This is a genomic window from Rhodococcus sp. BP-261 (genome assembly GCF_019835205.1).
GTDB lineage: Bacteria > Actinomycetota > Actinomycetes > Mycobacteriales > Mycobacteriaceae > Rhodococcoides > Rhodococcoides kyotonensis_B.
This window is the reverse complement of the sequence record NZ_JABUCO010000045.1, coordinates 1-11,576: the sequence shown is the minus strand read 5'-3', so window position 1 is coordinate 11,576 and position 11,576 is coordinate 1. Positions and strand designations below refer to the sequence as shown.

Here is an 11,576-nt window from a genome sequence, read left to right as displayed (position 1 = left end):
TGGCGGTGGCGCAGGCTCAGCACGCGGTCAAGGACATGGCGTCGATCCTCGAGAGCAAGGGTGTCGAGGTCAAGTACGCGATCCACCCGGTCGCCGGTCGTATGCCCGGGCACATGAACGTGCTGCTCGCCGAGGCCGACGTCGAGTACGACGCGATGAAGGAAATGGACGACATCAACGGCGAATTCAACCGCACCGATGTCACCATTGTGATCGGCGCCAACGACGTCACCAACCCGGCGGCGCGTAACGACCCGTCCAGCCCGATTCACGGCATGCCGATTCTCAACGTCGACGAATCCCGGTCGGTCATCGTGCTCAAGCGTTCGATGAGCTCCGGATACGCCGGCATCGACAACCCGCTGTTCACCGCGGACCGCACCTCGATGCTGTTCGGCGACGCCAAGAAGTCCGTCAACTCCGTCATCGAAGAACTCAAAGCCCTTTAATCAGAACGAAAGTGGGACACGACATGACCATCACGACGTCATCCGCCACCGACATCTCAGACAGCGAAATCTTCTTTCAGCATCTCGGTGGGAAGCTCTCCGTCGAGCTGACTACACCCCTCGAGACGCAGCGCGACCTGTCCATCGCCTACACGCCCGGTGTCGCCCAGGTATCCCGCGCCATCGCGCAGGACGATGCGCTGGCCAAGCAGTACACCTGGACCGACCGTCTCGTCGCCGTCGTCACCGACGGGTCCGCCGTCCTCGGCCTCGGCGACATCGGCCCGCGCGCATCGCTTCCCGTCATGGAAGGCAAGGCAGCGCTGTTCAAGAACTTCGCCGGACTCAATTCCATCCCGATCGTCCTCGACACAGGCGACGTCGACGAGATCGTCGAGACCATCGTGCGTCTGCGCCACAGCTTCGGCGCGGTCAACCTCGAGGACATCTCCGCCCCGCGCTGCTTCGAGATCGAGCGACGCGTCATCGAGGCACTCGACTGCCCGGTCATGCACGACGATCAGCACGGCACCGCCATCGTCGTCCTCGCTGCCCTCAACGGTGCAGCGAAGGTGCAGGGCCGTGACACCGCAGGACTGAAGGTCGTCATCTCGGGCGCAGGCGCGGCAGGAGTCGCCTGCGCGAACATTCTTCTCGCCGCGGGCGTGTCCGACGTCGTCGTGCTCGACTCGAAGCGCGTCGTCTCCTCCGATCGCACCGACCTGAACATCGTCAAGACCGAGCTCGCAGCCCGCACCAACCCCCGCGGCGTCACCGGAACCGCGGCTGATGCGCTCGCCGGAGCGGACGTGTTCCTCGGTGTCTCGGCCGGCCAGATCGACGAAAGCTACATCGCGTCCATGGCACCCGAGTCGATCGTCTTCGCTCTGTCCAACCCGGACCCGGAAATCCACCCGGACCGCGCGGCGCAGTACGCGTCGATCGTCGCGACCGGACGCAGTGACTTCCCGAACCAGATCAACAATGTGCTCGCCTTCCCCGGCGTGTTCAAGGGCGCACTCGACGCCGGAGCACGCCGCATCACCGAAGGCATGAAGCTCGCCGCTGCCGAGGCAATCCTCTCGGTTCTCGGCGACGAGTTGGCGACGGACAAAATTGTCCCGAGCCCACTCGACCCGCGTGTCGCCCCGGCCGTTGCGGACGCAGTTGCGGCAGCAGCGCGAGCAGAAGGCGTCGCGTAGCACAGGCGAATCGAGTTGGGTCGCAACAAGGTCAGAGCGTGTCGGACGCCGTCGCACGCTCTGACCTTGCCGCAAGTCACCTCTCGTGTCCTCCCCGTAATTCGCACTGGAAGGCGAGCGTCAGACTGTCAGTCTGGGTGGCGCGACATGGTCTGGCTTCCGGTGCACACACCCTGTGCCCGGACGAATCCGAGCCTGCACGAACGAAATTCGAGTTTTCGAGCTCGAAACGTCTGCGAAACAGATCCTCGATAGGCTAACGTCCGTTCGTAAGCCTGAAATGTCCGGATCGGGCCTACACATATGCGTCTCACCGACGCAACGCATTCCGGGGTTGCGCACCGACTGTCGCGCAGCCGACTCCCCATCTATCGAGGATGAACTGTGAGAAAAACCAGAAGCACGCACCCTGCGGTGTCACGCCGACTCAAATGGTCGCGGTTGGCAACATTTTTCGGATTCTTCCAATTGGGCGCCGTCATCGTCATGTGGTCGACGAGCACCACATCGCTTCGGTTCAGCCTCGGTTGGGAAGGCGATGACGGTGACGCGAGCTTCGGCTCACTTGCGTTCGCACTCGGACTCGGTTTCGCTATCGGTTGCGCGGTATCAGGTCCACTGATCGACCGTTGGGGATGCCGCAACGTCGCGATTCCGTCGTTGACGATCTACCCTCTCCTGTACTTGCCCCTGGCATTTCTCGACGGCATGTTTGTACTCCTCGCGTTCGGATTGCTTGCAGGCACATTGCGCGGGTTCGTCGACATCGTCATCAACGTCAACGGTGTTCAGCTCGAACGCCACTACGGTCGACCGATAATTTCGTCCTTTCACGCCGCCTACCCCGCTGGCGGTTTCCTCTTCGGCTTCGTCGGCAGCGCCTTTGCCCGATCCTTCACCGAGAGCGCCGTGGTCCCCTTCCTGGCTATGGGACTGACGATGTCGATTCTCGGCTACGTCTTCGGACGAATGTATCTTCGCCAGGACGAAGAAATCGACGTTCCGGTCGTCGACGCACGTCAGGAAGCTGCCGACTCGGAGCCCGCGTCGACCCCGTCCGTCGCCAGATACGTGGGTATCTCCGTCATGGTCGGATTCGGTCTGTTGGCTTTCGTCTCCTACCTCGCCGAGAACGCAACCTACGACTGGGGCCAAGAGTTCGTTCGTCGAACCCTCGACACCACTGCCGGGACCGCTGCAATGGCCGTGACGGTGTTCTCCGGTGCGCAATTCGTCGGGCGCATGATGGGCGACAAGCTCACCGAACGGTTTGGTCAGAAGACCGTCATGGGTGGCAGCGGGGCCGTGGGTGCACTCGGTGCTGCATGCATGATGACCGCATCCTCCCCGGTGCAAGCACTGGTGGGATTCGGTCTAGTGGGACTCGGGGTATCGTGCATCGTCCCGATCATGCTGTCGGCTGCCGGTCGTATGGACCCTCAGAACTCCGGCCGAAACATCGGTCTGGTCAACGCGATCGGCGTGTCGGGAATGTTCATTGGTCCAGCAGCTATAACCGCTGTCGTCGACAACATGGGTATCGCCTGGATGCCTCTCCTTCCGCTGGTGCTCTTGACATTCATCGCGATCGTCGGTCCTGTTCTTGTTCGCAAAGCACCCCGCTTCACGGCAGTCGAAACGCCCGAACAGGCCAAAGAGGCTGTCGACAAGTGACTTTGCGTCTCTAGCCTGTACGACGCCGGGATCGGCCGGTGAGGCCGGCAAGGTGTTCTGTACAGCGACCTCTGGCCGGGAACCGTCGGACGGTCGATCGGTTTTCCTGTTGTTCGCACCGTGATCGCAGTATCGGCGATCACGGTGCGATTTCGCTGGTGATTCGAAGGCCTCCGGGACCTTCATGCACTGTCAGGTTCTCCGCTCGAGACCTCCGCGGTGTGAACAAGTACGCATCCCGCGGAGGTGGATCGGTCACGTCGTAGCGGAGTGGGACGGGGCTACTCCTCCTAACTTCTCCAGAACGTTCCGGGTGATTCTGCGGGCTTCGGGGCATGCGGGGTTCACTGGTCGCGGGGTGGTGTAGATCTCGGTGTAGTCGTTCAAGTCGATGAGCGTGTGCGCCCAATCCGTCACCGGCGCATTGAAAATCTGACCCTGACCGCGCTGAGCATGAATCATCGTGACGAACCCGCCCGCCGACGCGACGATGTCGCGGCCTTCGACGCCGGGCGGCATAGACTCCAGGTCGTCAGCGGTGATTTCCCAGTCGCTGCAATCGGCGTAAGCAAGGATGGTCGTGTCGGTGGCCACGTCCGGGCGCAACGGCACCGGTACATCGCGATCGAGCCACTCGACGTCCAGACCGTCGCATTCGAATCCCACGATTTTCTGCCTCTCGCCGAAAACCTGGCCCTTCTCCAGCCCGGTGCCTGCCAAAGCCCAGTGCTCGGGAACACTGACGGTAAAGCCTTTTGGAGGTCTGGGTGGACCATAAAAATTTTCCCACCACCACGCTGCACCGACGGTCGGGACGCGAGCACCGTCCCTATCGGTGGCGAAAGCCCTCATCTCTGTGCCGATCGTGCTGATGGGTGATCGATTGATCGGATCGGTCCAGAATTCGACAGTCACGCCGCTGTTGTCGTACCCGGGGTTCTCGTCTGGCGACCGATAAATCGGGTCGAGCGGCTCTCCTCCAGAGAGGTGCGTGGAACGTTTGTAGCATTCGTAGCTGGTGAGGTCATCGGCGTAGCGGATCTGCCAAAAGCACAAGTTTCCACCGAAATATGCTGCGTTGCCTCCGCGCGCCAGGAATGCGTCGACGGCATCGCGCTGAGGACCGGACCAATACTCGTCGTGTCCTACTGTCAGCAGAAGATCGTAGTTCGATAAGTCGACGGCGCCGGAGTGAATATCGATGCCAGTGCAGTAGTCGATGTCGATATTTTCTTGTCGCAGAAATTCGATGAACGGCACCGTGTACTGGAACGCGATCGGTGGGAAAGTATGAATCCGGCTACGCCCGGACAACCCGATCCCGGGACGTTGGAACGAGACGATCGGTGTGCGCAGTTCGTAGCTGTCCTCACCGTAGATGTCACCGACGTCGCCCATGTACAGGTTTTGATCGTTCCAGAGATGGTAGGCATTCCACGTAGCCACACCCAGCTGAAGCAAAACGCGGTGCTTGTGGTGGCCACCGCGAACGACGAACAAGGCGCATGCGCCTCCGGGCCCACCGGCCGCACGCGGGTTCGGCGACTGCAGTGGAAAGGTCCGAGCCGGCTCCGCTTCTGTGGTCATTCGCGCCAGGTACAGTCCCGATTTCCAGTCGCGGGCTACAGCGTCGAGCACGCGCTCTCCCGGCCATCCACAACCGTGAGCATCGGCGCCGCCCACCGTCGGCGGGCCGGGCTGAGAGGAGGAGTAACGGACGGGGTTTATCGGAGCTCGAGCCTGCCATTGCATGCGGGGATAAAAGCTGGTCCCCTCGTTTCCGACGATCCGATAGATGTCCAGATTCCACGTGTCGTGGCCTCGCGCCGCGGAATGGACGGTGAGTGGTTCACCGGGGGCAACGCTCATCGAGCTGAAGTAGCACGCCGCGCGTTCGTAATCATCGGTCACAGCGAATCCTTTCGTGAATGAGTCGTCATCAGTTGTGTGCCCGTGACCGTCCGGACATGAGATCGATCAATTCGTGCTCGGTCAGCGCGTCGACTGGACCTTCGTGAACTTTCCGACCGCGGGCAAGGACGACGACGCGGTGGCAGATCTTCTTCACGGAGGCCACGTCGTGAGTGACCATCAGAACGGCGGCGCCTTGCCCGGCAGTGGTTTGCGCCAGTCGCAAGACGTTTTCGGTTTGTGTCACCCCCAGCGCGGCGGTCGGTTCGTCGAAACACACGAGCCGCACGTTGTCGCCGATTGCGCGCGCGATTGCCACGGCTTGGCGTTGACCCCCGGACAGGGCATCGACCTGCGTGAGCGGGGAGAACGACCGGGTTGCCAATTTGCTGAGCTTGGCTGCCGTCTCGGTGGTGGCCTGCCGATCATCTCGTATCCTCACTCCGAGCCACCGTCTCGTCGCTTCCTTACCTAGCGCCATGTTGTGGACGATGTTCAGATTGGAGCACAGCGCCAGGTCTTGATAGACCGTCTCGATGCCGACCCGACGGGCGTCGGCGGGTTCGGTGAATTCGACCGGCTTGCCGTCGAGCACAAGCGAGCCCCCACTAGGCTGCACGGCCCCGGAAATGATCTTGGTCAGCGTGCTCTTGCCCGCGCCGTTGTCGCCGAGAAGCGCAACAATCTCTCCTTTGCGAAGGGATATGGAGAGGGGCTCCAAAGCCTGCATAGCGCCGTAGCTCTTGCTTACGCCCTCTACTTCGACAACGACCTCGCCAGGAGTTTGCAAGTCGGGAGTCAACGGTGTGGAAGCTGGTGCGGTGGGCTTGGTGTTCTGGCCTTCGGCAACTGAAGGGGAAGTTGGTGCTGGCCCGCGTGCGGACTTGCGAGCTCGGTGAGCCGTGCTCGCTTGATCTGCTGCCAGCGCGAGTAGGAGAATCGAACCCTTGGCCACTTCCTGCCACCAGTACTGCAAGCCTTCGAACACCAAACCCGCGTTGAGAACACCGATGGTCAGGACTCCGATGACGATGCCGATCGGTCGTCCGGACCCGCCGTCGAACGCGACGCCGCCCAGAATCACCGCGGTGAGAACGTCGAAGGAGAAATTCGCACCCAGCGCAGGTGATGAGCTGCCCAGCTGTGCGGTGGTGAGAATCGCGGCCAGGCCGATCAGGAGCCCGTTCGCTGTGTAGACCGCCAGGACTGTCCGTCCGACCCGAACGCCGGAACGCTGGGCAGCCAGTTTGTCGCCGCCGACTGCGTACAGGCGCATTCCGCCGACAGTGCGGGTGAGATAGAAGCCGACCAGGATCACAGTCACGACAGCAACGATCGTGGGAATAGGTATCGAGGCCAGGCTGCCGCGCCCGATTGCCAAGAACCCGTCACTGAATCCGAAAATGGACTGGCTGCTCACCACATACGCAGCGCCCCCGTACACGGACATGAGGCCGATCGTCACGATCAACGGACTGATCTTCAGCAGACGAACTAGGGCTCCGTTGATGAAACCGAGGCACGCGCCCACGAGTAGTCCCGCCAGTACGGCTGCGGTCATTCCGGCTTGTACTGCAACGAATGCGACCACCATCGAGATGAGCGCATACATGCCGCCGATCGAAAGATCGATGTGGCCGCTGATCAACAGCATTGCCGACCCCATGGCAGCGATGGCAATGCTGGTGATGTTCAACAGAGTCGTTTGTGCATTGTCGAGGGTTAGGAACGAGCTGTGGCGAATGCTGAACAGCACTACAAGTAGTGCTACGACGACGAGAAGCCCGAGTCGTCGTGTGTTCGGGCCGGGCGCAATCGTCGAAGGTGTCGTACGGGCACGGGAGAGAGCGTTCATGTTCGTTGACCTCTCGTCTACTGGTCGCTGCACGTGGTGGGCGTCCAGGTGTCGGTGAACCACTGATCTCGGGTCTCGTAGGAGATGGAACCGAGGAACGTCAGGTATTTCGAGAGTCGTTGGGGGTTTTCGTAGGTGCCTTTGAGGTCATTCATGTCGTTCTCGAAGGCAGTGACCGCGTCTGGGGAATCGAGTACCAACGGAACGATGCACATGCCCTGCGGGATTGCCTTGCCGTCGACCCAGTCGGCCGCGTGGCGTGCCATCGAGTACGCCATGATCGCTGGTGATGTACTCACCACCGCTCGATATGCCGTTCCCTTGGCAATGTTGTCCCGTGGTTCGTTCGACGCGTTCGTTCCGCCGATGAACACCCTGCTCAGATCGCGTCCACTGGATTGCATAGCGGCTAAGGCGCCGACTCCGAAATAGTCTTCGCCCAGTACGACGTCGATCTGTGGATCCTTCTGCAGCAAGGTGGCCGTAGTTTCGTAGCCTGCCTGACTGTCCTGTGTTGCCGGCTCTACGTCTCCGACGATGTTCGCACCGGGAATTTCGGCGAGAACGTCTCGGATTGCTTGGTAGCGCGGACGAACGGACTCCACGGAGTCGATGTTGAGAATTGCTACTGTTGCTTTGCCATTGAGCGTGTTCTCGATGAAATCGCGGGCAGCCAGCGCAAGTGCTTTTCCGATTTCGTATTGAGGTGCGTTGGCTGTCGAGGTGGACGGGCCCATGACCACTGTCTGGACAGCCATGCCTTGCTCGATGGCCGCGAGCAGACCAGGTTGTTGCGCAGCCGGATCGAGGACACTTGTTACGATCGAGCCGACACCGGAGGTCCGGAACTGGTCGGTTATTTGCGTATGGCGTTGGGGATCGCCATCGCTTACCGCTGCCTGGAGTTCCATCCCTGTGTCGGCGGCACCAGCTCGTAGACCGGCGGCGATGTCGTTGTCGTATTCGTTCGTGGTGGACTGCGGAAAGCCGATGCTGCGAGGCAAGTTGGTCGGTTGCCCCTCCTCGGCCGACGAGACGAACGGTGGGAGTGAGGATGGAGCCGAAATACCCTCTCCTGAAGCAGAATCGGATGCTGTCCCGGTGCTGCACGCCGCCGTCACGAGAATTGCTGCGGTCAGTGAAGCCCACAGCACTCTTCTACCGGTCTTGGTGGGCTCGCTTGCTCGGCGAGTCGATGAATTATCCATTGTTTGTAGCCCTTCTTTTACGAATCTCTGGCTTCTCGACCGTCTGATAGCGGTGTTTCACCCGAAGTGGGTTGTTCGTAGCGGGTGGTGGGTTTTCGTACCTCCTGCGATGTCAGAGCACTTCGAGGCCGCGCTCGGCAGTTGCGGCAGTGAGCCCACCGTCGACGGTCCACACCGCCCCATTGGCGAATGCTGCGAGGTCGCTGGAGAGGAAAGCAATGACCTGGGCTATTTCAGTAGGTAGCCCGATTCGACCCATCGGATAAATGGCGGACAGTCGTGACTCCACCATGTCTTCGCTGTGGTGGCCGATCCACGATGCCAGACCCATTTCGGTTCGGATGGAGCCTGGGCATACGGCGTTGACTCGAATCCTGCCCTCGTATTCCAACGCGGCGAGCCGTGTCAGGTTCGCGACAGCGGCTTTCGACACTGCGTACACGCCGGTTCCGAGTTCGGCACCGAAGCTCATGATCGAACCGAGATTGACAATCGATCCTTCATACCCACGCGAGGCGAATTCTTGAGTGAAGAACAGCGGCGCAAACACATTGACTTCGAAGACCTGCCGTGACTCGTCAGGCGTGGTGTCCGAAAGGGTCCGCTGAAGTGCAATTCCAGCATTGTTGACGAGGATGGCGTCTTTCGGTGCTGATGCCAAGAAATCCAGTGCCCGGCTTCGCACCGCGATGTCGGTGACATCGCCCTCGACGAACGCGTCGGCATACGTCGAGGTAGGGGTTGTGAGATCGAGTCCCACGACTGTCGCACCAGCAGCCTTGAGAACCTCGACCGTGGCTGCGCCGATACCGGATGCCGCGCCGGTCACCAACGCGTGCCGACCCTCGAGGTTGATGATGGTCCGCGAATCTTTTTGAGCAACAGTGCTCATCGATAACTGCCTTTCTGAGGTGCAGGCTCGTGGGCCTACTTCGATCTGTCGTTCGAGTGCATTGGTCAGCGCGCGAAAACACTGGGCACCAGTAGCCGCGAAGATTCAGCTCTTAACGCCGTCGATGCTGGCTGAAGGAAAATGCCAGTCCTACGGAGTCGAAAACTCGCGACCGGACCCGTGGCGCGATCGTGGTGTGGAAGTGCGCTGCATTCGGAGACAGCAGCACATTCGAGCAGGCTTAGAGATCAGCCGGTACAGCTGCGTAGTACTCCGCGTAGCGGAAGAGCGAGAACTTACCGACGTTTCTTAAGCGGCTGGCAATCGAGGTGAAATCAAATTCGTTCCGTTCTGGACGTTACGAGTCGCGCTCGGTCAAGTTGCCCCCTGACGGGGTTGCTTCCCAGATCCCCACCAGCTCGGTCGACAGCGTCCGCTGGGGTTCTGGTAGTTCAAAACTTAGCATCGAATGAAACGGTTCGGGCTAATTTTCGTTAGCTTTTTACGGGCGCGTAACGAGTGGCGGCCGAGCCGGCCGTTGCGGGACCGGTCGAGACGCGGCGCGATGCCGCCACAAGCAGGGATGCAGCTCGATCTTGGCTTTGCCCGGGCGGCTAGCGCGTTGGGCACAGGAAGGCCACTTACTTGGCGCTGCGGAGTTCCTCTGTAGTCGAGTGCGCTGCAAGTACAGCTCGGACGGTAGTCAACGCGGCATCGGCGACAGCGTCGTCTGTCATGCCAGGGCTATTACGCGTCCAGGAACTCACCCCGTCCAGCACCGTGATCGCGATGTCCCCCACAAGAGCGAGCTCACCGACGAAGCCGATATCCCGGATGGCGGCGAACAACGTACGGCGGTAGACGTCCGACAGGTCGAGTACTTCATCGCGGATGTTCTCGGGAAGGGTAGTTCCCGTGATCCTGTCGGATGCAACGATGAGGTCGAAGATGTCATTTTGAACCAGTGCGAACTGCTGCAGTGCATGGTTGCGCACCAATGCATCGAAGAACTCGTCCGGGTCGTTGATGCCGTCGACTGCTCGCACCGCACTTTGGGCGAATGCGAAGCAATTCCAGCGCAATGCTTCGGCGGCGATTTGGTCACGGCCCCCTGGGAAGTGGCTGTACAGGCTCGGCGCTTTCATGTTCAAAGCGCCCGCCAAGCTACGCATCGTCACGCCGCTGTAACCGTCGACCACAGCGAGCCGCATGAACGAGCTGAGCACGGCCAACCGGGATTGTGACATCGGAGTTGTCGCATCCACGGATTGACGTCGGAGCCGCGCGAGAGCGGCGGATCGAAGATTCTCCGCCTGTGGCCAGCGAATACCCCTCAGCTCTCGAGCAGTCGTGCGATCGAGCAACCCGACCGAAACTGCTTTATCTATCGCGCCCGTCAAACAGTCAATGTCCATACCGTCGGCAGCGCAATCACGCAAAGTGCGTTCGATGGTCGTGACTGCAATGCCGAGATGTTCGGTGATGTCGGATGTGTGAAGGTCTCTGCGGCGGATGCGGTAGCGGTCCGATCCTGCCGATCGTGGGTAGTTGTCGCGCGGAACGGTGATGCAGATTGGGGTAGGGCACTCCCCGAGCAGTCCGTACAGGTGCAGTGCGGACGCATGGGACACGACACCACGCCCGAGCGACCATGCGACCGCTTCTGCCATATCGTCGTGAGCTGCGGGCGGCGTCGAAAGAACGCGGTAGACCCCGCGCGCATGGTGCTCGAGTTGCCCCCGAGCCGTCAGTAACCTGAGCTGAGTCGGGTCGATACCGATATGCCTTGCCTGGCGGGTGGTGATATATCCGCGGCGGTCCGCCGTGAATTCGACGATCCGATCGAGGATGGTTGCCATGCGTCGAAAAGTATCATATTGATACGATATTGCACACAGAGCGACTAGCCGTCGGGCGGCATGAACTTCCCGCGCCTGGATGCATGATCGAAACAGCCGAGCACCTACGCGCCAAATTCTCTAGCAGCCGCGATGACCAAGATGCCCTCGCTGCCGCCTCCCACCACAAAGCCGTCGCCGCCCAGAACAGCGGTGTCTTCGCCGAAGAGATAGTCGAAGTCTCCGTCCCGCAACGCAAATCCGATCCCGTTGTCGTCGACACCGACGAACACCCCGGGCCGACACCACCATCGAATCCTCGGCAGGCTTCGGCCGATCCGTTCGAAGATCGACCCCGACTCCACCGTCACCGCATGCAACGCCTGAAGTACCCCAGGTTTTGTTCCGTTCTTTGTAGGGGGATGGAGCTATGCCACGTCAGTACCCGCCGGAGTTCCGGCAGCGAGCAGTGCGCATGGTGGAGACGGTGTTGGAATCCGACGCCGAGCTCTCGGAGTTCGAGGCGATTCGCCGGGTCGCCTCGAAG

Annotated in this window: 8 protein-coding genes and 1 pseudogene; 4 read left to right on the top strand and 5 right to left on the bottom strand. The window is 60.9% G+C overall.

What is annotated here, in order from left to right; translation table 11 throughout:
* From HQ354_RS25235 to HQ354_RS25225, 3 genes are all read left to right on the top strand, one after another.
* On the top strand, positions 1-449 hold a 449-nt coding region (locus tag HQ354_RS25235), incomplete at its 5' end, for an NAD(P)(+) transhydrogenase (Re/Si-specific) subunit beta (protein WP_222636265.1).
* 23 nt (positions 450-472) lie between these two features.
* Positions 473-1,651 (top strand): NADP-dependent malic enzyme, encoded by a 1,179-nt coding sequence (locus HQ354_RS25230; protein ID WP_222636264.1) that lies wholly within the window; start codon positions 473-475, stop codon positions 1,649-1,651.
* A gap of 384 nt (positions 1,652-2,035) precedes the next feature.
* A complete protein-coding gene (locus HQ354_RS25225; RefSeq protein ID WP_308115292.1) occupies positions 2,036-3,325 on the top strand; it encodes an MFS transporter in 1,290 nt (429 codons plus the stop codon).
* 255 nt (positions 3,326-3,580) lie between these two features.
* On the opposite strand, the gene HQ354_RS25220 is transcribed toward HQ354_RS25225, so the two are convergent.
* The 5 genes from HQ354_RS25220 to HQ354_RS25200 all read right to left on the bottom strand — a co-directional run bounded on the left by HQ354_RS25220 (position 3,581) and on the right by HQ354_RS25200 (position 11,050).
* Positions 3,581-5,236 carry a N,N-dimethylformamidase beta subunit family domain-containing protein gene (locus tag HQ354_RS25220; RefSeq protein WP_222634860.1) on the bottom strand — a complete coding sequence of 552 codons (1,656 nt, stop codon included), beginning with the start codon at positions 5,234-5,236 and terminating at the stop codon, positions 3,581-3,583.
* Between the two features lie 28 nt (positions 5,237-5,264).
* On the bottom strand, positions 5,265-6,992 hold the full coding sequence (locus HQ354_RS25215) for an ATP-binding cassette domain-containing protein (RefSeq protein WP_222634859.1): 1,728 nt from the start codon (positions 6,990-6,992) through the stop codon (positions 5,265-5,267).
* A gap of 116 nt (positions 6,993-7,108) precedes the next feature.
* Positions 7,109-8,212 carry a sugar ABC transporter substrate-binding protein gene (locus HQ354_RS25210; protein ID WP_222634858.1) on the bottom strand — a complete coding sequence of 368 codons (1,104 nt, stop codon included), beginning with the start codon at positions 8,210-8,212 and terminating at the stop codon, positions 7,109-7,111.
* A gap of 199 nt (positions 8,213-8,411) precedes the next feature.
* Positions 8,412-9,191, bottom strand: coding sequence for an SDR family NAD(P)-dependent oxidoreductase (locus tag HQ354_RS25205; RefSeq protein ID WP_222634857.1), 780 nt, complete (start codon positions 9,189-9,191; stop codon positions 8,412-8,414).
* 641 nt (positions 9,192-9,832) lie between these two features.
* Positions 9,833-11,050 (bottom strand): type IV toxin-antitoxin system AbiEi family antitoxin domain-containing protein, encoded by a 1,218-nt coding sequence (locus HQ354_RS25200; protein WP_222634856.1) that lies wholly within the window; start codon positions 11,048-11,050, stop codon positions 9,833-9,835.
* Positions 11,051-11,118: 68 nt separating this feature from the next.
* Here HQ354_RS25200 and HQ354_RS25195 point away from each other — a divergent pair.
* Positions 11,119-11,413 (top strand): annotated as a pseudogene (locus HQ354_RS25195) (acetyl-CoA C-acyltransferase); the annotation flags it as partial.
* Between the last annotated feature and the right edge of the window lie 163 nt (positions 11,414-11,576).

Coding starts and splice junctions, on each gene's coding strand:
- HQ354_RS25230 (WP_222636264.1), top strand. CDS start 473: ATGACCATCACGACGTCATCCGCCACCGACATCTCAGACAGCGAAATC.
- HQ354_RS25205 (WP_222634857.1), bottom strand. CDS start 9,191: ATGAGCACTGTTGCTCAAAAAGATTCGCGGACCATCATCAACCTCGAG.
- HQ354_RS25200 (WP_222634856.1), bottom strand. CDS start 11,050: ATGGCAACCATCCTCGATCGGATCGTCGAATTCACGGCGGACCGCCGC.